General features: G+C 68.9%; 18 protein-coding genes and 1 pseudogene. 11 read left to right on the top strand and 8 right to left on the bottom strand.

The window, feature by feature from the left end:
* Positions 1-600 precede the first annotated feature (600 nt).
* From COGEMETH_RS13650 to COGEMETH_RS13630, 5 genes are all read right to left on the bottom strand, one after another.
* A complete protein-coding gene (locus COGEMETH_RS13650; protein WP_238183189.1) occupies positions 601-855 on the bottom strand; it encodes a hypothetical protein in 255 nt (84 codons plus the stop codon).
* 207 nt (positions 856-1062) lie between these two features.
* On the bottom strand, positions 1063-1512 hold the full coding sequence (locus COGEMETH_RS13645; RefSeq protein WP_238183188.1) for a TIGR02301 family protein: 450 nt from the start codon (positions 1510-1512) through the stop codon (positions 1063-1065).
* Positions 1509-1964, bottom strand: coding sequence for an NUDIX hydrolase (locus COGEMETH_RS13640; RefSeq protein ID WP_238183187.1), 456 nt, complete (start codon positions 1962-1964; stop codon positions 1509-1511). Before COGEMETH_RS13640 ends, COGEMETH_RS13645 begins: the two co-directional genes overlap by 4 nt.
* Entirely contained in the window at positions 1961-3088 is a 1128-nt protein-coding gene (locus tag COGEMETH_RS13635; protein WP_238183186.1) for a hypothetical protein, read from the bottom strand. Before COGEMETH_RS13635 ends, COGEMETH_RS13640 begins: the two co-directional genes overlap by 4 nt.
* Positions 3081-3803, bottom strand: coding sequence for an SDR family NAD(P)-dependent oxidoreductase (locus tag COGEMETH_RS13630; protein ID WP_238183191.1), 723 nt, complete (start codon positions 3801-3803; stop codon positions 3081-3083). The genes COGEMETH_RS13635 and COGEMETH_RS13630 overlap by 8 nt, the downstream gene beginning before the upstream one ends.
* A gap of 228 nt (positions 3804-4031) precedes the next feature.
* Here COGEMETH_RS13630 and COGEMETH_RS13625 point away from each other — a divergent pair, with 228 nt between their 5' ends.
* A complete protein-coding gene (locus COGEMETH_RS13625) occupies positions 4032-4613 on the top strand; it encodes a carboxymuconolactone decarboxylase family protein (RefSeq protein ID WP_238183185.1) in 582 nt (193 codons plus the stop codon).
* A gap of 54 nt (positions 4614-4667) precedes the next feature.
* Here the strand turns inward: COGEMETH_RS13625 and pdxH are convergent, their stop codons facing one another.
* Positions 4668-5306 (bottom strand): pyridoxamine 5'-phosphate oxidase, encoded by a 639-nt coding sequence (gene pdxH, locus COGEMETH_RS13620; protein ID WP_373875365.1) that lies wholly within the window; start codon positions 5304-5306, stop codon positions 4668-4670.
* An 89-nt stretch (positions 5307-5395) separates the two neighbouring features.
* On the opposite strand from pdxH, the gene COGEMETH_RS13615 reads away from it, so the two are divergent.
* From COGEMETH_RS13615 to fabI, 3 genes are all read left to right on the top strand, one after another.
* Positions 5396-5911, top strand: coding sequence for an RT0821/Lpp0805 family surface protein (locus COGEMETH_RS13615; protein WP_238183184.1), 516 nt, complete (start codon positions 5396-5398; stop codon positions 5909-5911).
* 135 nt (positions 5912-6046) lie between these two features.
* A complete protein-coding gene (locus COGEMETH_RS13610) occupies positions 6047-6988 on the top strand; it encodes a DnaJ C-terminal domain-containing protein (protein ID WP_238183183.1) in 942 nt (313 codons plus the stop codon).
* 161 nt (positions 6989-7149) lie between these two features.
* Positions 7150-8007, top strand: a complete 858-nt coding sequence (fabI, locus tag COGEMETH_RS13605) for an enoyl-ACP reductase FabI (protein ID WP_238183182.1) — start codon at positions 7150-7152, stop codon at positions 8005-8007.
* A 237-nt stretch (positions 8008-8244) separates the two neighbouring features.
* Here fabI and COGEMETH_RS13600 read toward each other — a convergent pair whose 3' ends face one another.
* Positions 8245-9174 carry a polyphosphate kinase 2 family protein gene (locus COGEMETH_RS13600; RefSeq protein ID WP_238183181.1) on the bottom strand — a complete coding sequence of 310 codons (930 nt, stop codon included), beginning with the start codon at positions 9172-9174 and terminating at the stop codon, positions 8245-8247.
* A 133-nt stretch (positions 9175-9307) separates the two neighbouring features.
* Between COGEMETH_RS13600 and COGEMETH_RS13595 the strand changes: the two genes are divergently transcribed.
* The 3 genes from COGEMETH_RS13595 to COGEMETH_RS13585 all read left to right on the top strand — a co-directional run bounded on the left by COGEMETH_RS13595 (position 9308) and on the right by COGEMETH_RS13585 (position 15145).
* Positions 9308-9895, top strand: a complete 588-nt coding sequence (locus COGEMETH_RS13595; protein ID WP_238183180.1) for a histidine phosphatase family protein — start codon at positions 9308-9310, stop codon at positions 9893-9895.
* 178 nt (positions 9896-10073) lie between these two features.
* On the top strand, positions 10074-14150 hold the full coding sequence (locus COGEMETH_RS13590) for a Pls/PosA family non-ribosomal peptide synthetase (protein WP_238183179.1): 4077 nt from the start codon (positions 10074-10076) through the stop codon (positions 14148-14150).
* A 44-nt stretch (positions 14151-14194) separates the two neighbouring features.
* Complete coding sequence (locus COGEMETH_RS13585; RefSeq protein WP_238183178.1) at positions 14195-15145, top strand: hypothetical protein; 951 nt, start codon at positions 14195-14197, stop codon at positions 15143-15145.
* A gap of 106 nt (positions 15146-15251) precedes the next feature.
* Here COGEMETH_RS13585 and COGEMETH_RS13580 read toward each other — a convergent pair whose 3' ends face one another.
* A complete protein-coding gene (locus tag COGEMETH_RS13580; protein WP_238183177.1) occupies positions 15252-15908 on the bottom strand; it encodes an alpha/beta hydrolase in 657 nt (218 codons plus the stop codon).
* A gap of 278 nt (positions 15909-16186) precedes the next feature.
* On the opposite strand from COGEMETH_RS13580, the gene COGEMETH_RS13575 reads away from it, so the two are divergent.
* The 4 genes and pseudogenes from COGEMETH_RS13575 to COGEMETH_RS13560 all read left to right on the top strand — a co-directional run.
* A complete protein-coding gene (locus tag COGEMETH_RS13575; RefSeq protein ID WP_238183176.1) occupies positions 16187-17356 on the top strand; it encodes a cysteine desulfurase family protein in 1170 nt (389 codons plus the stop codon).
* A gap of 68 nt (positions 17357-17424) precedes the next feature.
* Positions 17425-18894: a Fe-S cluster assembly protein SufB gene (gene sufB, locus COGEMETH_RS13570; RefSeq protein WP_238183175.1), complete on the top strand. Its 1470-nt coding sequence runs from the start codon at positions 17425-17427 to the stop codon at positions 18892-18894.
* Positions 18895-19097: 203 nt separating this feature from the next.
* Complete coding sequence (gene sufC / locus COGEMETH_RS13565) at positions 19098-19850, top strand: Fe-S cluster assembly ATPase SufC (RefSeq protein ID WP_238183174.1); 753 nt, start codon at positions 19098-19100, stop codon at positions 19848-19850.
* Between the two features lie 3 nt (positions 19851-19853).
* A pseudogene (locus COGEMETH_RS13560) lies at positions 19854-20084 on the top strand (Fe-S cluster assembly protein SufD); the annotation flags it as partial.

Below are 20084 nucleotides of genomic sequence, written 5' to 3'. Positions count from 1 at the left end.
CCACCCTCCCCCGCAGAGGCTATCGTATTCACACATCGTTTTCAGGACGTGCCCTGGCCCGACCGCGGGCCTCTCCTCCCCCTTGTGGGGAGGAGCCGGAGGTGGGGGTGGTGCAGAAGGCAACGCACCGCTCGATCCTGAACCACCCCCACCCCTGACCCCTCCCCACAAGGGGGAGGGGAAACCGCGTTCCGGAACAGAGGCTTATCCGGCAGCCGACAATGTGTGGGTCCGGCAGCCTTTGCAGGGGAGGGACGAGTTCGTGCCGGAATCCGTCAAGGTCGCGGCATACCAACTCTCATCGGTCATAACCTATGAGGTCCGGCGGACGACCGACGCCCCGCAGTCGCGGGGGCCAAGCCTCGATGCGTCATCCTCATCGAGGTTTGGTATAATAGACCGAAATCCGACCCATCGCCTCATCCCGAGGCGCTGCGAAGCAGCCTCGAAGGAGCCCTCCAGTCATCGCAGAGATTTCTGGAGGTTTCCGTCATAGCTTGCGCTGCGCACAAGCACCTCAGGATGAGGATACTATTGAGACGGGCCGTTCGATGCGCCGATATTTTGGCTAAGGCCCGATTTTCGATGCCGAACTGAATCTCAATGCTGGAGCGCGGTGGTGAAGCCGCCGCCGCGGATGCGGTCCGGGAAACCTTCGGCGTAACGGGCGGTGGCTTCCTCGCCGTAGGTCGCGACGAGTTCCTGGAAGGCTGCGAACAGGGCGGCCTGGGCCATGCAGTCGCCGTCGAGCCCGTCGAGACAGCCTTCGGCGAAGGCCTCCGAGACGTAGCTCAAGGCGACGCGCTTCTCCTCCACGTCGGCCTCGAAGGGAGCGGTCTGAGAGGTGTTCTGCATGGCACGCCGTATCCGTTGCGCCGGGTTGAAGGCCCGGCGGACGGAGAGGATGATAGGCGGCTCATTCGGGCTCGGCCAGCCGGTAATTGCGAAGCGGTTAACGCGGACGCGCGAATTCGACGGATTTCCGGGATGGCCGGTCGCTGTACCGCAAATGCATCATCCGAAATCCGTTCGATCGCGTCGCGATGCGGATTTCGGCTTCGCTCAGCCGCCGAACCGGCCGGCAAGGGCATGGGACAGGCGTTCGCCCTCGGTGACGAAGCGGCCCGCCGCCTCGTGGGCGGAGGGCGTGCAGACCCGGTAGGTGAGGGCGTAGCCGCGATAGCCCCGGTTGTAGGCGCCGGCGAGCCGATCCCGGCGGGCGGGGGTGATGCCCTCGGCCTCGATCAGGGCCTTCATCCGGGCCGGCCATTGCCCCGCATCCGCAGTGGCACAGAGGCCCCGCAGGAAAGCCAGTGAACCGATGATCTCGGACAGGCGCATCAGGTCGCGGTCGTAGGGGGCAGGCTGCTCCGGCGGCGGGGCGGGCGGTTCCTTCTCGGTGGGCTTGGGGGCGGTGCGCGCGCCGCCACGCTGCTGCGCCACGGCCGGCGCGAGGGGGCCTGCGGCAACCAGCAGGCACAGGCCGGCGGCGAAGGCCGAGCGGACCCTCACGCCGCTTGCTCCGGGGTGGCGCGGGCGAAGGCCTCGGCCAGGGTCCCGGCGAGGCCCGGCGTGGTCTCCAGGTCGGCAATCTCGTGGAGGCGGACCCAGCGCACGGCCAGGGCCTCGGGGCCGGCCGTGGGCTCGCCCCCGCACCAGAGGGCGGCGTGGGGATGGACCACGTAATGGTGGCGCACGCGGCCCTCCGCGTCGCGCTGGATGATCTCTGTGGGCGCGAGCACGCCGACGACCTTGGCCTCCAGGCCGACCTCCTCGCGCAACTCGCGCAGCGCCGCCTCGGCCAGGGCCTCGCCGGCCTCGACCAGGCCGCCGGGCAGGGTCCAGACCCCGCGCATCGGCTCGTTGGCCCGGGCGGCCAGCAGCACGCGCTCGCCGCGGATCACCGCGATCGAGGCGCCGACGAAGGGGCGCGTCGGGAAGGTGCGCGCGTCCGTCGTGCTCACGGCTTGGCCCCGTCGAGGGACACCACGGCGACGCGGCCATCGGCGAGTCCGACCAGAACGCGCGCCCCGCCGCCCGCGCCGAGGCTGGCCACTCCGGTGGCGGCCGGTGCCGGCAGCGGCACCCGCAGGCGATCATGCAGGCCGCCCTTCATCGCCACGACGGCGAGCGCCTGCCCGTCCGCGGAGGGCAGGGCGAGGTCCGGCAGGCCGCCGCGCTCGGGCTCGACGGTCGCTGCGAGGTCCGCGTCGCCCGGGCCCCCGAGATAGCCCGCCGCCTCGCCGGACAGGGTCGGGGACCCGGTCCCGAGCGACCAGAGCTGGAGGGTGCCGGCCCCGGCCGCGCCCTTGACCAGGGCGACCTGCGGCGCGCCGGCGCCGGTGAAATCGGCGATTCCCGCGATCCGGGCAGGCGTGCCCTCCTGCGGGGGCGTGCGCGCGACGACGCTCCAGCCGGCCTCGGGGCCCTCGCCCTGGCGCCCGACCAGGACGAACCCGGAGGCGGCCGCCCCGTTCAGGGTGGCGGCGGCGAAGACCGGACGGCCGGAGAGCCGCAGGGCGCGCGGCCGGAACGACGCAAACACGGCTTCCGCACCCGCCGGGACCGTGATCGTGGAGATCGGGACGGGCTTTGGGTCTGTGCTGACCGCCATCGGCCGGCGCTCGCGGATGGTGAGCCCGGCCGCCCCCGGCAGGCCGCCTGCAGCCCGCGTCGCCCCGGTGAGGTAGGCGCTCAAGGGGCCGGCCAGCGCCCGGCGGGAGCCGGGCAGGGCGCCGCGCGGGGTCTCGGAGGCGGACAACCCCTCGATCGCCTCGGCGCCGATCAGCGTGGTGCGGATCGCCCCGTCCACGAGGGCCAGCGCCGCGCCGCCGCCCTCGCCCCAGACCACGACGATGGGCGCGCTCTCCTCGTCCCCGTCCGCCGGGTTCGGGACGGAGGACTTGCGCCCGGCCGTCGCAAGCAAGCCGGAGGTGGCGACCGAGACCGCGACCTCGCTGCGGGGCCCGCGCATGTGCGCGACCTTGAAGGGCAGGTCGAGGAGCACGAAAGCCGGTTCGGCGGCGGCGGCGGCGGGGGTGGCGGTCAGGAGCAGCCCCAGGAGGAGCGGCGCCTTCCACTCACACATGCTGCCCGCCGTTGATGTGCAGCTCGGCCCCGTTCACGTAGGAGGAGGCCTCGGTGCACAGGAAGTAGATCGCCTTGGCCACCTCGTCCGGGGTGCCCAGGCGCCGTTGCGGGATCTGCTCGACCATCTTCTCGGTGCCGGGCGACAGGATCGCGGTGTCGATCTCGCCGGGCGAGATCGCGTTGACGCGCACGCCGAGCGGCCCGAAATCGGCGGCCAGCTCCCGGGTGAGGCCGGCCAAGGCCGCCTTCGAGGTGCCGTAGGCCGCGCCCGCGAAGGGGTGGACCCGCGAGCCGGCGATCGAGGTGACGTTGACGATGGAGCCCTTGGCGCGGGCGAGTTCGTCCCGCAGCCCCTGCGCCAGCAGGATGGTGGCGAAGAAGTTGACCTGGAACACCCGCTGCCAGTCGGCAAATTGCGTGGCGAGCCCGTTCAGGCGCGCACCACCGGGGCCCTTGGGCGAGATGCCGGCGTTGTTGACCAGCGCGTGCAGCAGCCCGCCCTCCGCGCCCAGGCGCTCGGCCACCTCGCGCACGCCGCGCACCGTGTCCTCGGCGTCGGCGAGGTCGACCTGGAGGTGGTCCTCGGGGCCCATCTCCCAGGGGCAGTTCTCCGGGAAGGGATGGCGCGAGCAGGTGATGACGCGCCAGCCCGCCGCGGAGAAGCGCTTGACGGTGGCGTGGCCGATGCCGCGGCTCGCACCCGTGAGCAGCATGACGCGGCGTCGTTCGTTGCCGGTAGTGGCCAAGGCCGTGCCTCGTTTCGATCCGGACGAGGCTCCGCGGGACGCGGGACGCCTGACGCCGATACACGCTCCGGTCTAAGCGCAGCGGGTGCGGAAATCCAGGGTCGCTGCCGCGCCGCAGCAACGGACGGCGGAGGCCGGCCCTTGACCCGAGGCCCCAGGTCCCGCGATCAGGCCACGACGCCGGAGGACCCATCGATGTCGGACGTGCCACGCCCCGCAGACCGGATGCCGGTCATTCCCGAAGACCAACTCACGGACGCACAGGTGGCGGCGAGCGAAGCGTTCCTGGCCGCCCGCAAGATTCCGGTCTTCGGCCCCTTCGTGCCCCTGCTGCGCAGCCCCGAGTTCATGCTGACCGCCAGCACCATGGGTCTCTACCTGCGCTACGGCAGCGTGATCCCCCTGGAGATCAGCGAGTTCACGATCCTCCTCGTGGCGCGGGAGTGGAGCCAGCAGCTCGAATGGCAGATCCACCACCCGATCGCCCTGAAGGCCGGCGTCGACCCGGCCGTGACCGAGGCGATCGCCGAGGGCCGCCGGCCGGACGCCATGACGCCCGACCAGGCCCTGGCCTACGCCTTCTCGACGGAACTGATGCGCAACCGGGCGGTGAGCGATCCGACCTACGCCGCCGTCGTCGCGCGCTTCGGCGAGCAGGGTGCGATCGATCTGGCCGGCATCAACGGCTATTACGCGCTGCTCGCGATGACGATGAACATGGCGCGCACCGCCGTGCCGGACGGCGCGCCGCCCCCGCTCAAGCCGCTGATTCCTTGAAACGCATCGGCTTTTCCCAAAACCGGCCTCGACTTTTCGGGCCGATGCTCGGGCCTAGGGATACAGCCGCGCCCGGCTCCAGCCCGCGCCGTCGCGGGTGAAGCGCACGCGGTCGTGCAGGCGAAAATCCCCGTTCTGCCAGAACTCGATCGCCACCGGCGCGATCCGGAACCCCGTCCAGCGCTCGGGCCGGGGCACGGGGCCGTCCTCGTAGCGGGCGGAGAGATCCTGCACCTCCGCCATCAGCGCGGCGCGGGAGGCCAGCGGGCTGGACTGGCGGCTCGCCAGGGCGCCGATGCGGCTGTCGCGGTGGCGGCTCTCGAAATACGCGTCCGCCTCCGCGGCGGTCACGCGCGACACCGGGCCGCGGGCGCGGATCTGCCGGCGCAGGCTCTTCCAGTGCAGCACCAGGGCGGCCTGCGGGTTCTGCGCCAGTTCCTCGCCCTTGGCGGATTCGACGTTGGTGTAGAACACGAAGCCGCGTGCGTCGGCGCCCTTGAGGAGCACCATGCGCACGTCTGGCAGGCCGTCGGACCCGGTGGTGGCCAGCGCCATGGCGTTGGCATCCTCTGGCTCGGACGCCTCGGCCTGCGCCATCCAGGCGGAGAACAGCGCCCAGGGATCGTCGCTCAGGGTGAAGTCGGCGGCCGCTCCATCGTGCACGATGGAATCATCGATCCTTAACTGGTCCACCGCTTAATCCTTGTCCGTGACATCCGGGTCGGGGGCACCGATGCGGGGTACGCTCGTTATGCCTCACATCGTCGTTGGGTTCAGGTGTAATGCGTCGACGCGACTGTAAAGGCCCGGCCGGTCACGGCCTTCTCCATGCTGCCGGCTTCCTTCTCTCGCGCGGCACCGTCCCGGTCGCGGTCGTCGTGCTCGCGCTGTGCGGCTGCAGCCAGCCCCTGCTGGTCTTCCGCAGCGAGCCGGAGGTGAAGCCGGTGGCGGCCGCGATCACCGAGGAGCCCGCGGTGACGGGCAGCATCGCCAAGCGTCCCGTGAGCTTCGGCGCGGACCTCGGCGACGAGGATTGGCGGCGGGCGCATGCGGCGCTGGGCGTCGCCCTCGATCCGCAGGGCAACGGCCGCCCGGTGAAGTGGGACAACCCGGAATCGGGCCTGCGCGGCTCGGTCAACCCGACCGGGCTGCCCTACGTGGCCGACGACCTGATCTGCCGCGACTTCCTGGCCTCCGTGATCGCCCCCGAGCGCAGCCGGTTCGTGCGCGGCACCGGCTGCCGGCCCTCCGGCGGCGCGTGGGAACTCAAGCGCCTGCGGGCCGGGAAGCCGACTTGACCCCGCTTGACGCGGGCCTGCGTTGGGCAGAGTTTTGCGGATGACAACGTTGCAGAGATGCAACACGCGACCCACATCCCGGATCGGGCCAAGCCGATCCGGTGAGGGCGCGAGGCAGCAAAGCTCAAGAGATCGATGCGTAATCCCTACGAGGTGCTGGGCGTCCCCAAGGGCGCGAGCGAGGCCGAGATCAAGAAGGCCTACCGCCGGGCCGCCAAGACCTACCACCCCGACCGCAACAAGGACGACGCCAAGGCGAAGGACCGCTTCGCCGAGGCGAATTCCGCCTACGAGATCGTCGGCGACGCCGACAAGCGCAAGCAGTTCGACCGCGGCGAGATCGACGCCGACGGGCGGCCCCGCGCGTCCGGATTCGAGGGCTTTCCGGGGGGCTTCGGCGGCGGGCGTGCCGGCGGGTTCGGGTTCGAGCAGGCCGGCCGCGGCCGGGGCCCGGCAGGTGGCATGGGCGGCGGCGGCGGGATGGGCGAGGACATCTTCTCGACCCTGTTCGGCGAGGCGTTCCGGGCGGGCGGCGCCGGGCCCGCGGGCGGCCAGCGCGGCCCGGCCCGCGGCGAGGACGTGGCGGCCGAGCTGAACGTCGGCCTGGAGCAGGTCGCCAGCGAGGAGAAGCTGCGCCTCGTCCTGCCCACGGGCCGCGAGGTCGACGTGATGATCCCCAAGGGCGTGGTCGACGGCCAGACCATCCGCCTGCGCGGCCTCGGGGCTCCGGGCGGCCCCCGCACCGAGCCCGGCGACGCGATGCTGACGATCCGCATCCAGCCCCATCCCCGCTTCACCGTCGAGGGCGCGGACCTGCGCGCGGCCGTCGACGTGCCCCTGGAGGACGCGATCCTCGGGGGCACGATCCGCGTGCCGACCCTGACCGGCGCCGTCGAGATGAAGATGCCGCCGATGACGAGTTCGGGCCGGACCTTCCGCCTGCGCGGCAAGGGCCTGCCGAAGAAGGACGGCACCCGCGGCGACCTGCTCGCGACGACGGCGATCGTCCTTCCGGCCGGAGAGGATTCGGCGCTGACCGAGTTCGCCAAGGGCCGCCGCGCGGCGCGGGCCGAATAGGGGCAGCGGACCGGAGACCGGGACCGTTGTTTGTCCGGGATAGACGCGCGAGGCTTCCGTCCCCGTCCCGCCTCCGCTAAGGAGGCCCGCGGCGCGCACACGCCCATCCGCCCCGGCGGGGGGCCACTCGGTCCAGGCGCCGCGGCTCTCTCAGGTGTGTCATGGCGGATCTCGACGCAGGCGACGGTGGCGGTGCTCGCAAGGGCGGGACCGGCCTGCTCGCGGGCAAACGCGGCATCGTGCTCGGCGTCGCCAACAACCGCTCCATCGCCTGGGGCATCGCCAAGAGCGCCCACGCGCACGGGGCCGAGCTCGCCTTCACCTACCAGGGCGACGCCCTGAAGAAGCGCGTCGAGCCCCTGGCGCGCGAACTCGACGCCCACGTCGTCGGCCATTGCGACGTCACCGACCCGGCCTCGATCGACGCGGTGTTCGCGCAGGCGGCCAAAGTCTTCCCGGACGGGATCGACTTCGTCATCCACTGCATCGCCTTCTCCGACAAGGACGAGCTGACCGGGCGCTACATCGAGACCTCGGAGGGCAACTTCACCAAGTCGCTGCTGATCTCCTGCTACTCGTTCACCGCCGTGGCCCAGCGCGCCGAGAAGCTGATGACGAACGGCGGCTCCCTCCTGACGCTGACCTATTACGGCGCCGAGAAGTGGATGCCGCACTACAACGTCATGGGTGTGGCCAAGGCGGCGCTGGAGGCATCGGTGCGCTATCTCGCCGCCGACCTCGGCCCCTCGAAGATTCGCGTGAACGCGATCTCGGCCGGCCCGATCAAGACGCTGGCGGCCTCCGGCATCGGCGACTTCCGCTACATCCTCAAGTGGAACGAGTACAACGCCCCCCTGCGGCGCACGGTGACGATCGACGAGGTCGGCGAGACGGCGGCCTACCTCATCTCCGACATGTCCCGCGGCATGACCGGCGAGATCCTGCACGTCGACGCGGGCTACCACGTCGTCGGCATGAAGAACCCCGAGGCGCCCGACCTCAGCCTCGACAAGGATTGAGCGGCGCGCCGCTGCGCTCGGAGCCCGTTCGATCTTCAAATCCTATCGATCCCCCTCATCCTGAGGTGCTTTCACGCAGTGAAAGCCTCGAAGGAGCCCTCCAGGAATCGCCGCGATAAATGGAGTGCTCCTTCGAGGCTGCTTCGCAGCACCTCAGGACGAGGGGAATCGGTAGGATAATCGTGTCTGGACGTCGGTTTTTACGAAACAACTTCGGTTTCGAAACCGAACACGGCCTCAATCCGGCACGGTCAGGTCCGCGATGCCCTTGGGGGCTTCCGGGAATTGCGGGTCCATCGCCTCCAGGGTGTCGGCGATCGTGCGGGCGATGACGAGGTTGCGGAACCACTTCCGGTTGGCGGGCACCACGAGCCAGGGGGCGTGGGGCGTCGAGCACCGGGTCAGCGCGTCGCCGAAGGCGGCCTGGTAGGCGTCCCAGGACTTGCGCTCCACGAGGTCGGCCGGGTCGAACTTCCAGTGCTTCTCCGGGTCGTCGAGGCGGGCCTGGAGCCGGGCCTTCTGCTCGTCCTTCGAGATGTGGAGGAAGAACTTCAGGACCGTGGTGCCGGAGACCGCCAGCAGCCGCTCGAAATCGTTGATGAGGCCGTAGCGGGACTGCCAGACCGCGTCCGGCACGAGGCCCTTCACCCGCACCACCAGCACGTCCTCGTAATGGCTGCGGTTGAACACGCCGATCATGCCGCGGCCGGGCGTGCGCTGGTGGTAGCGCCAGAGGAAGTCGTGGTCCATCTCCTCCGTGCTCGGCACCTTGAAGGAGGCGACCGTGCAGCCCTGCGGGTTCACCCCCTGGAGCACGGCGCGGATGGTGCCGTCCTTGCCGCCGGTATCGATGGCCTGGAACACGAGGAGCAGGCTGCGCCGGCGCTCGGCATAGAGCCGCTCCTGCAGGGTCTCGATCCGGGCACGCTGCTCCCGCAGCGCCTCCTTCGCCCAATCCTTGTCCAGGCCGCCGTCCGCATCCGCGTCGACGCCCGCGAGGTCGAACGGCTCGCCCGGCGGCACCGTCAGGATGCCCTCGGCAGGGCGGATCGGGGAGGCCGGGTCTGAATCCCCGCCGGACGCCGGGTGGGAACTGCCCGGCGACTTTGTCACACCGGACGCTGTCGCGAGATGGCCGTGATGATGCTTGCCGTGCTTCTTCGTCATGAGACTGTTCTATGGCCTGCGATCGATCGGGCCTAGCCTCGATGACCAAGCAAGAGAGGCGCGCGTGGGCGTGGACGGGATCGGCAGGATGCGGTCCGCCGCGCTCGCGTCCACGGGACCGGGACCGCGTAGCGTGCAGACGATCTATTTCATCCGGCACGGCCAGACCGACTGGAACGCCGAAGGCCGCCTTCAGGGACAGCGCGACATCGCCCTGAACGCGCTGGGCCTGCGCCAGGCCGGGATGGCGGCCGACCGGCTGCGGGCGCTGGCGGGCGACGCCCTCGCCGAGGCCGACTTCATGGCGAGCCCCCTGTCGCGCGCCCGGCAGACCATGGAGACCCTGCGCGCCCGCCTCGACCTGCCGCCGGAGGATTACCGGACCGATCCGCGCCTCCAGGAGATCAATTTCGGCGCCTGGGAGGGGCTGACCTGGGCCGAGATCCGCCGCAAGGACCCGGGCGGTGCCGCCGCGCGCGACCGCAACCGCTGGCACTACCAGCCCTCCGGCGCGGGCGCCGAGAGCTACGCCATGCTCACCGAGCGGGTGGCGCCGGTGATCGACGGGCTGACGCGCACGACCGTGGTGGTGGCCCATGGGGGCGTCGCCCGCGCCATGCTCGTCGCCCGCGATCATCTCGACCTGCGGGGCGCGCCCCGCATCGGCATCCGCCAGGGGGAGGTCCTGGTGCTCGATGCCGCCGGCTGGCGCTGGGCCTGAAGAACCGGCCCGTTCAAGCCCGGTTCAAGCGCGCGCCGTACGGTCGCGGACGGGATGGTCCCCGTCGCGCCCGACGTTACGGTCCCGAAAGCCCTCGCCTCGATAACGGCACGATCGGGGGCGTATACGGCCCCGACATGATATGCGGCCGAACATGGGGCCGGCAGCGGAGCATCGGATGAGCAGTCTCGCCGAGATGGCCCGGCCCGAATTCGGCCGGCGCACGAGGGAGCCGCTCGCCTCGGACCGGGCGTATCTGCGCGGCCCCGACCGCCCCGACCTGATCCGCGACGAGGTGCTCGCCGAGATTTTTCTGGAATCCGCCAGCGCGCGTGCGGACCATCCGGCGCTGGTCGACGGCGCTGTCATAGGGCCCGGCGGAAGCCATCCCGCCTTCAGCTACGGCGAGGTCGCCGCGCGGGCCAAACGCATCGCGGCGGGCCTCGCCCATCGCGGCGTCAGGCCCGGCGACGTGGTCGGCCTCTGGATGGCGCGCGGTCCCGACCTGCTGATCGCGCAGATCGGCATCACCCTGTCCGGCGCCGCGTGGCTGCCCTTCGACGCCGAGGCCCCGGCCGACCGCGTCGGGATCTGCCTGACGGACGCGGCGGCCAAGGCGCTGCTGGTCTCCCCTGCACTCGCCGAGAATGCCCCCGACGCCGCCCCGGCGCTGACCCTTGAGGCGCTGGAGGCCGCCACCCCGGCCGACGCCCCGGTGCCGGACCCGCGCGCGGCCGGCCTGACCCCGGCGCATCCGGCCTACCTGATCTACACCTCGGGCTCGACCGGCGTGCCCAAGGGCATCGTCATCAGCCACGCCAACATCTGCCACTTCCTGCGCTCGGGAAACGCCCTCTACGGGATGCGCGCCGACGACGTGGTGTTCCAGGGCGCCAGCGTCGCCTTCGACCTCTCGATGGAGGAGATCTGGGTCCCCTACCTGGTGGGTGCGACCCTGTTCGTGGCAAGCCCCGCCATGATGGGCGACGTGGAGGCGCTGCCCGGCATCATCGATGCGGCCGGCATCACGGTGCTCGACACCGTGCCGACCCTGCTGGCCATGATCACCGGCGACCTGCCGAGCGTCCGCCTCGTGCTGCTGGGCGGCGAGGCGCTGCCCGAGCCGCTCGTCGCCCGCTGGGCGACCGGGACGCGAAGCCTGTTCAACACCTACGGGCCGACCGAGGCGACGGTGGTGGCCACCGCCGCCGCGATGCGGCCGGGCGAGCCCGTCACCATCGGCGGGCCGATCGCCAACTATTCCGTGTACGTGGCCGACGAGGGGCTGAACCTCCTCGGCCACGGCGAGCAGGGGGAACTGCTGATCGGCGGTCCGGGCGTCGCCAAGGGCTATCTCAAGCGGCCGGAACTGACGGCCGAAAAATTCGTGGCCAACCCCTACGCGTCGGACGGGTCGGACCCGGTCCTGTACCGCTCGGGCGACGCCGTGTCCCTCGACGCCCACGGCAACATCCTGTTCCACGGCCGCATCGACGACCAGGTCAAGATCCGCGGCTTCCGGGTGGAACTCGGCGAGATCGAGTCGCGCATCCGGGCGCAGGCCGGCATCAACCAGGCCGCCGTGATCCTGCGCGCCGACGACGGGGTCGACCGGCTGGTGGCCTTCCTGGTCGCCGAGCGCGGGAGTGCGGTCGACAAGGCCGCGCTCCGCCGGACGCTCTCCGAGCAGATGCCCCCCTACATGGTGCCCGGCCATTTCGAGAGCGTGGAGAGCCTGCCGCGCCTCACCTCCGGCAAGGTCGACCGCAAGGCCCTGCGCATCGCCCCCCTGACGGTGGTGGCCGCCGACGGCGAGCAGGAGCCCCCCGCCAACGACACCGAGGCGGCCCTGCTGGCCGCGGCCAAGCAGGTCTTCGGCAACCAGCCGATCCCCCTGGAGGGCGACTTCTTCGCCGACCTCGGCGGCCACTCGCTGCTGGCCGCCCGCTTCGTCTCGGCCGTGCGCGTGACGCCCTCGCTGGCCGCCATCACCCTGCCCGACCTCTACGCCCGGCGCACCCTGCGGGCGATGGCCGACGCGCTGATCGAGCGCTCGGGCGGCGTCGGCACCGAGGCCGCGATCCGCGACCTGAGCTTCGAGGCGCCGCCGCTCCTGCGCCGGGCGCTCTGCGGCCTCGCCCAGGCCGTGGCCCTGCCCATCGTGATCGCGCTCGCCACCTCGCAATGGCTCGGCATCTTCGTCACCTACCTGCTGCTCACCGGGGGCGGGCTCGGCTTCTTCGGCGAGCTGGGCGTGCTGCTGCTCGTCTACGTCGGCATCAACGCGGTGACGGCCTGCGTGGCGGTGGCCGCCAAGTGGATCGTGCTCGGCAAGACGAAGCCCGGCCGATACCCCCTCTGGGGCGTCTACTACTACCGCTGGTGGCTGGCCCAGCGCTTCGCCCCCCTGGTCCACGTCAAGTGGCTCCAGGGCTCGCCGGCCATCGCGATCTACCTGCGGCTGATGGGGGCCAGGGTCGGGCGCGACACCCTGATCTCCGACATCGAGGTCGGCGCGCCGGACCTCCTCAGCATCGGCGACGGCGCCTCTCTCGGCGGGCGCCTGGTCGTGGCCAACGCGGAGGTGGTCGGCAACGAGCTCGTCATCGGCACCGTGAGCATCGGGCGGGACGCGGCCGTCGGCACCTCCTGCGTCATCTCCCACGACACCGAGATCGGCGACCACGCCGAGATCGCCGACCTCACCACCGTACCCACCGGCACCCGGGTCGGCCCGGCCGAGCGCTGGGACGGCTCCCCCGGCCGCAAGGTCGGCATGGCCGACCCGTCCGAACTGCCCGCGCAGGCGCCGGCCTCCGGCCTGCGCCGGGCCGGGTTCCTGGGCATCTACATCCTGCTGCTCGGCGCGATCCCGGCGGTCGGCCTGCTGCCGATCTTCCCGGCCTTCTTCATCTTCGACCAGATCAGCGATTCGCTGGGCGACCTCACCGACGTCGACTACCACTGGTACCTGCCGCTGCTGACGTGGCCCACCGCCATGCTGATGACGGCCGGCACCGTGCTGCTGATCGCCGGCATCCGCTGGATCGTGCTGCCGCGCCGGCGCTCGGGCACCTACTCGATCTGGTCCGGCTTCTACCTGCGCAAGTGGTCGGTGGCGCTGGCCGCCGAAGTCACCCTGGAGACGCTCTCCTCGCTCTTCGCCACCATCTACATGCGGGCCTGGTATCGCCTCATGGGCGCCCGGATGGGGCAGGGCGCCGAGATCTCGACCAACCTCGGCAGCCGCCACGACCTCGCGGACGTGGGCCCCCGCAACTTCATCGCCGACGAGGTGGTCTACGGCGAAGAGGAGGTCCGCCGGGGCTGGATGCACCTGGAGCCGGTGAGCACCGGCGCGCGGGTGTTCGTGGGCAACGACGCGGTGGTGCCGCCGGGCGCGATCATCCCCGACGACGTGCTGATCGGCATCAAGTCGAAGCCGCCGGCCAACGCGGCGATGGCGCAGGGCGAGACCTGGTTCGGCTCGCCCCCGATCCGCCTGCCGGCCCGGCAGCGGGTCGACCTCGGCTCGGACGCGCAGACCTACGAGCCGGGCACCCTGGTCAAGCTGCGGCGCGGCGTGTTCGAGGCCTTCGCGACCTCGTTCTCGCCGATGCTCTACATCACCCTCGCGATCACGGCGATCGACTGGTACTTCTACCCCAACATCCTCGAGCGCGACTGGACGGGCTTGGCCGTCTCCTTCGTCGTCGTGAGCCTCGCCATCGCCCTGATCCAGTCGTCGGCGGTCATCGCGATGAAGTGGCTCCTGATGGGCGTCTACAAGCCCGGCATGCGGCCGATGTGGTCGTGGTGGGCGATGCGCACCGAGGCGATCGCGGTGGCCTATTGGGGCCTGGCCGGCAAGGTGCTGCTGGAGCACCTCCAGGGCACGCCGTTCCTGCCCTGGGCCCTGCGCCTGTTCGGGGTGAAGGTGGGCCAGGGGGTGTGCATGCTCACCACCGACATCACCGAGTTCGACTGCGTCGAGATCGGCGACTTCGCCACCATCAACCGGGTCTCGGCCCTCCAGACCCACCTCTACGAGGACCGGATCATGAAGGTCGGCCGCGTCGTGGTCGGCCGCGGCGTCTCGGTCGGCGCCTTCTCGACGGTACTCTACGACACCGTGGTCGGGGACTACGCGCGCCTGCGCCCGCTGACCATCGTGATGAAGGGCGAGTCGATCCCCGCGCATTCGGAGTGGGAAGGCGCACCAGCCGTGCCCGTGGTGGCAAAAGCAATTATATGATGGTATATAATCATCATCTTTCGATGATATGAGAGGCTATATACATGCCCTCGCTTAAAACAACCCGTGATAATTTTTCTAAAGCGGCAATACAGGCATTAAGAGACCGCGCAGGCAATCTATGTTCCCAGCCTTCCTGTCAGTCGCCCACAATCGGTGCAGATCAATCAACAACTGATGGCGTCACACTTATTGGCGTAGCTGCGCATATTAAGGCTGCTTCGCCGGGAGGGCCAAGATACGATCCGCACCAAAGCCAAGCGGAGCGCGGTAGTGTAAAGAATGGGATATGGCTGTGTTCTAATTGCGCCACGCTAGTTGATAAAAGTGGTGGGGCAAATTTTTCGGTCACAACTCTAAATCAATGGAAATTCGACGCTGAGAAAAACTCGTCTGATCAGCTATTATTTCGAAATAGCCGCATTCGTCCTGACTGGTTACATCGAATACATTATGCTCAATACATAAATGTTCCTCGCCTATCGACGATATTAAACATTGCTGACAGCATGAAAAATCTAGGCCTGGACTCCACCAAAGGTTTCCGTGGCCTTGGTATGCAAATAGCTCCTGTGAGTGGGCACCTTGAAGCTTCGATCGCGACTTCCAGCATAAAAGCTATTCCGATCCACGATTTGATGCCACCTAGCGATGAGATAATCGGCGAAACGATTAGCTTCGACCAGAGATGCTACACAAAAAACGGCGTCGACGCAGGGACAACAGTCGCCCCAAGTCTTCTTGCTAATTTTGATCCAAATAAATCTCCACATTTTTATTTTAAAATCTCTAAGATAAAAATCATATTTCCATATGATCCAGCTTGGGTGACGACTAGTACCGCCTATTGTGATTTTCGAAGTGGCAGCGCCTCTTTTGCAGGCCTCGGTGTTGTAAAACGGATAGACATAAAGGAAAATCAGGTTTTCGTTTCTCCGGTCATTGTCGCATTACCAAGAAACGAATTTATGCAATCCTGGTACGGAAGTAGATAGATGTTTAAATTTAGCATAATATTTATGTTAATACAATAAACGATGTAACGTAAATCAAAATTTCCTTGACCTACGTTACACGAATTTGATCCGCACAAGGCGGAACCTAGACAGCCTCTTCCTTCTTGCCCAGACGCTTGTCGAGATACGTGTCCACCGTCTGCGTCAGTTCCTCGACCTTGCCGTCGAAGAAGTGGTTGGCGCCCTCGACCATCTGGTGCTCGATGATGACGCCCTTCTGGGTCTTCACCTTCTCGATCACCGGCATGACCTCGCGGGCCGGCGCGACCCGGTCCTCCGAGCCGTGCACGAACAGGCCCGAGGACGGGCAGGGGGCGAGGAAGGTGAAGTCGTAGCGGTTGGCCATCGCCGCGATCGAGATGAACCCCTCGATCTCCGGACGGCGCATCAGCAGCTGCATCCCGATCCAGGAACCGAAGGACACGCCCGCGATCCAGCAGGACTTCGCCTCGGGGTTGACCGACTGCACCCAGTCGAGGGCGGCGGCGGCATCCGACAGTTCCCCCGACCCGTGGTCGAAGGCGCCCTGGCTCCGGCCCACGCCGCGGAAGTTGAAGCGCAGCGACGCGAAGCCCCGGTTGGCGAAGGTGTAGAAAAGATTGTACACGATTTGATTGTTCATCGTGCCCCCGAACTGGGGATGCGGGTGCAGCACGATGGCGATGGGCGCGCCGCGCTTCTTGGGGGCCTGATAACGGCCCTCCAGGCGGCCGGCGGGACCGGTGAAGATGACCTCTGGCATGGGCTCTCGAACTCCTGTGGCCGCCGGAACGCCGGCCGGGCCGCTCGCGCGGTGTCCTCGGGCGGCGGCAGCCTTGACTCGGCAGGCGCGCGACTTACAAGACCTCTTAGAATAGTTCTAGACGATTAGAATCATTCTAAAAAGTACTGGCTCAGCCGGCGACGCACCGGTCGAGCCATCCCGGCCGGCGGGACGAACGCGCTTCCAGCGCGCGCCTTAGCATGACGACCGGGTGCCAAAGCAAGGAAATGTCGCATCCCCCGAGCGATGGACGACGCATGAGCCTGGACCGCGCCTATCTCGACCACAACGCGACAGCCCCCGTCCGTCCGGAGGTGGCTGCCGCCGTGGCGCGGGCGCTGGCGCTGCCGGGCAACCCGTCCTCGGTGCATGCGGAGGGCCGCGCCGCCCGTGCCGCCCTGGAGCAGGCCCGTGAGCAGGTGGGCCGCCTCGTCGGCGCGGCGCCCGCGCGGGTCGTGTTCACCAGCGGCGGGACCGAGGCGGCCAACGCCGCGCTGTCCGGTGCACTGCGGCGACGCGGCACGCCGCTCCCGACCCGCCTCCTGATCGGCGCCACCGAACACCCCTGCGTCTCGGCCGGCCACCGGTTCCCGGACACGGCCGTGGAGGTTCTGCCCGTAACCTCCGCGGGGCTGATCGACCTCGACGCCCTGGCGGCGAGGCTCGACGCCCTGCGGGACGAGACGGTCCTGGTCTCGGTCCATGCGGCCAACAACGAGACCGGCGTGGTGCAGCCCCTGCGCGCGGTGGTGGACCTCGCCCGCGCCCACGGACGGGCCCTGGTGCACAGCGACGCGGTCCAGGCCCTGGGCAAGGTGCCGCTGGACTTCGACGCCCTCGGCCTCGACGCCCTGACGCTCTCCGGCCACAAGTTCGCCGCCCCCAAGGGCGTCGGCGCCCTGGTGCTGGCCGAGGGCGTGACCCTCGAAGCCGCCTTCCTCCGCGGCGGCGGACAGGAATCGCGCCTGCGCTGCGGCACGGAGGCGCTGCCGGCCCTTGTCGGCATGGGCGCGGCCGCCGAGATCGCGGGAGAGAGCCTGGCGATCGAGGGCGAGCGTCTCTCCGCCCTGCGCGACGCGCTGCAGGCCGGCGTGCTGGAGCGGGCGCCCGACGCGGTCGTGTTCGGCGACGGCGCGCCCCGGCTGCCGAACACCGCGAGTTTCGCGGTCCCCGGCCTCGACGCGCCCACCGCCCTGATCGCCTTGGATCTGGCCGGAATCGCGGTCTCGTCCGGCTCGGCCTGCGCCTCCGGCAAGGTCGCGCGCTCGCCGGCGCTGGCGGCGATGGGGGTGAGCCCTGCGCTCGCCGCAGGGGCGCTGCGCGTCAGCCTCGGATGGAATTCGAAGGGTGCCGACGTGCCGCGCTTTCTCGACGCCTTCGAACGGGTCGTCCACACCCTATATAAGCGGCGTGGGGAGGCGGCCTGAGCCGCCCGCCCCAAGCCATCCGCAAAACTGTCCCCGGTCCTTGAAGCCGGAGATGCCAGGAGACGCTGATGCCTGCCGTGCAGGAAACCATCGACCGGGTCCGCTCGATCGACCTCGACCAGTACAAGTACGGCTTCGAGACCGTGATCGAGATGGAGAAGTCCCAGAAGGGCCTCTCCGAGGACGTCGTCCGCTTCATCTCGGCCAAGAAGGACGAGCCGGAATGGATGCTGGAATGGCGCCTCGACGCCTACAAGCGCTGGCTCACCATGAAGGAGCCGGAATGGGCCCGCGTGTCCTACGACCGGGTCGATTACGCCAACATCTACTACTACGCCGCGCCCAAGCGCCCTGCGGCGATGTCGCTGGACGAGATCGACCCCGAGATCCTCAAGACCTACGAGAAGCTCGGCATCCCCTTGCGTGAGGTCGAGGTGCTGGAGGGCATCGCCCCCGAGCGCCGGGTGGCCGTGGACGCGGTGTTCGATTCCGTCTCGGTGGCGACCACGTTCAAGGCCGAGCTGTCGAAGGCCGGCGTGATCTTCATGCCGATCTCCGAGGCCATCCGCGAGTACCCGGACCTCGTGAAGAAGTACCTCGGCTCGGTCGTGCCGGTGACGGACAACTTCTTCGCGACCCTGAACTCGGCCGTCTTCTCGGACGGCTCGTTCGTCTACATCCCGCCGGGCGTGCGCTGCCCGATGGAGCTGTCGACCTATTTCCGCATCAACGAGCGCGACACCGGGCAGTTCGAGCGCACGCTGATCATCGCCGACAAGGGCTCCTACGTCTCCTACCTCGAGGGCTGCACGGCCCCGAAGCGGGACGACAACCAGCTCCACGCGGCCGTGGTCGAGCTCGTCGCCCTGGAGGACGCCGAGATCAAGTACTCGACCGTCCAGAACTGGTATCCGGGCGACAACGAGGGCCGGGGCGGGATCTACAACTTCGTGACCAAGCGCGGCGATTGCCGCGGCGACAACTCGAAGATCTCCTGGACGCAGGTCGAGACCGGCTCGGCGATCACCTGGAAGTACCCGTCCTGCATCCTGCGCGGCGACAACTCGCGCGGCGAGTTCTACTCGATCGCGGTGTCGAACGGCATGCAGCAGGTCGATTCCGGGACCAAGATGATCCATCTGGGCAAGAACACCAGCAGCCGGATCATCTCGAAGGGCATCTCGGCCGGGCGCTCGCAGAACACCTACCGGGGCCTCGTCTCGGCGCACAAGAAGGCCAGGAACGCCCGCAACTTCACCAACTGCGACAGCCTGCTGATCGGCGACCAGTGCGGGGCGCACACCGTGCCCTACATCGAGTCGAAGAACGCGTCCGCGGTGTTCGAGCACGAGGCCACCACCTCGAAGATCTCCGAGGACCAGATGTTCTACTGCCAGCAGCGCGGCCTCTCCAATGAGGAGGCGACCGCGCTGATCGTCAACGGCTTCGTCCGCGACGTGCTGCAGCAGCTGCCGATGGAGTTCGCCGTGGAGGCGCAGAAGCTGATCTCGATCAGCCTGGAAGGCTCGGTGGGTTAGCCCGACGGCCATGACCTACGCGTCCGACACCCTCCGGTCGTCCAGCGAGTCGAACGGATCGGTGTCGGACGCGAACTCCGGATGACCGTGAAGCCCGGGGCGATCATCGCGGCGGCCGTCGCCGTGATCGCCGCGCTCCGGAAATTTCTCTGACGGACCGGCTCCAGGCCACCGTCGAACACCATCTCCAGGACTACGCGAACATGCTCGAAATCAAGAACCTCGTGGTGCAGATCGAGGACAACCGCATCCTGAACGGGCTCAACCTCACCGTGAAGGACGGCGAGGTCGCCGCCATCATGGGCCCGAACGGGTCTGGCAAGTCGACCCTGTCCTACGTCATCGCCGGCAAGCCCGACTACGAGGTGCTGGAGGGCGAGATCCTCCTCGACGGCCAGGACATCCTGGAGATGGACCCCGACGCGCGGGCGGCCGCCGGCGTGTTCCTGGCCTTCCAGTACCCCCTGGAGATCCCCGGCGTCGGCACGATGACCTTCCTCAAGGCCTGCCTCAACGCGCAGCGCAGGGCGCGGGGCGAGGGCGATCTCTCGACCCCCGACTTCATCCGCGCGGTGAACGCGGCCGCCGACACCCTCGAGATCAACAAGGACATGCTCAAGCGCGCCCTCAACGTCGGCTTCTCCGGCGGCGAGAAGAAGCGCATGGAGATCCTGCAGATGGCGCTGCTCCAGCCGAAGTTCTGCGTGCTGGACGAGACCGATTCCGGCCTCGACATCGATGCCCTGCGCGTCGTCTCCGGGGGCGTGAACACCCTGCGCGCGCAAGGGCGCTCGTTCCTGGTGATCACCCACTACCAGCGCCTGCTCAACTACATCGTGCCCGACAGCGTCCACGTCATGTCCAAGGGCCAGATCGTGAAGTCGGGCGGCAAGGACCTGGCCCTGGAACTCGAAGAGTCCGGCTACGCCGAGTACCGCACCAACGAGGCGGCCTGAGCCATGGCCGAGATCGCCAAGCTCCGCACCTCCGCCGAGACGGGCCTGACCCGGCTCTTCGAGGTCGCCCGGACGAAGCACGTGCCGGGCACGCCGATCGCCCGCGAGGAGGCGTTCCGCACCTTCGAGGCCCTCGGCCTGCCGACCCGGCGCGTCGAGGCGTTCAAGTATACGGACCTGCGCGCCGCCATGAAGGAGGCCGCGCCGCCGGCCGAGGCGCCGGCGCCCGAGGCC

The sequence above is a fragment of the Methylobacterium trifolii genome (genome assembly GCF_022179685.1).
GTDB classification, from domain to species: domain Bacteria; phylum Pseudomonadota; class Alphaproteobacteria; order Rhizobiales; family Beijerinckiaceae; genus Methylobacterium; species Methylobacterium trifolii.
Note: the sequence above shows the minus strand (reverse complement) of the source record. Positions and strands in the feature narration are given on the sequence as shown.

What these genes read in the sequence shown, in the direction of transcription:
- COGEMETH_RS13650 (WP_238183189.1), bottom strand. Translation starts at nt 855, where the DNA reads ATGCAGAACACCTCTCAGACCGCTCCCTTCGAGGCCGACGTGGAGGAG.
- COGEMETH_RS13635 (WP_238183186.1), bottom strand. Translation starts at nt 3,088, where the DNA reads ATGTGTGAGTGGAAGGCGCCGCTCCTCCTGGGGCTGCTCCTGACCGCC.
- COGEMETH_RS13630 (WP_238183191.1), bottom strand. Translation starts at nt 3,803, where the DNA reads ATGCTGCTCACGGGTGCGAGCCGCGGCATCGGCCACGCCACCGTCAAG.
- COGEMETH_RS13625 (WP_238183185.1), top strand. Translation starts at nt 4,032, where the DNA reads ATGTCGGACGTGCCACGCCCCGCAGACCGGATGCCGGTCATTCCCGAA.
- COGEMETH_RS13615 (WP_238183184.1), top strand. Translation starts at nt 5,396, where the DNA reads ATGCGTCGACGCGACTGTAAAGGCCCGGCCGGTCACGGCCTTCTCCAT.
- COGEMETH_RS13610 (WP_238183183.1), top strand. Translation starts at nt 6,047, where the DNA reads ATGCGTAATCCCTACGAGGTGCTGGGCGTCCCCAAGGGCGCGAGCGAG.
- fabI (WP_238183182.1), top strand. Translation starts at nt 7,150, where the DNA reads ATGGCGGATCTCGACGCAGGCGACGGTGGCGGTGCTCGCAAGGGCGGG.
- COGEMETH_RS13600 (WP_238183181.1), bottom strand. Translation starts at nt 9,174, where the DNA reads ATGACGAAGAAGCACGGCAAGCATCATCACGGCCATCTCGCGACAGCG.
- COGEMETH_RS13590 (WP_238183179.1), top strand. Translation starts at nt 10,074, where the DNA reads ATGAGCAGTCTCGCCGAGATGGCCCGGCCCGAATTCGGCCGGCGCACG.
- COGEMETH_RS13585 (WP_238183178.1), top strand. Translation starts at nt 14,195, where the DNA reads ATGCCCTCGCTTAAAACAACCCGTGATAATTTTTCTAAAGCGGCAATA.
- COGEMETH_RS13580 (WP_238183177.1), bottom strand. Translation starts at nt 15,908, where the DNA reads ATGCCAGAGGTCATCTTCACCGGTCCCGCCGGCCGCCTGGAGGGCCGT.
- COGEMETH_RS13575 (WP_238183176.1), top strand. Translation starts at nt 16,187, where the DNA reads ATGAGCCTGGACCGCGCCTATCTCGACCACAACGCGACAGCCCCCGTC.
- sufB (WP_238183175.1), top strand. Translation starts at nt 17,425, where the DNA reads ATGCCTGCCGTGCAGGAAACCATCGACCGGGTCCGCTCGATCGACCTC.
- sufC (WP_238183174.1), top strand. Translation starts at nt 19,098, where the DNA reads ATGCTCGAAATCAAGAACCTCGTGGTGCAGATCGAGGACAACCGCATC.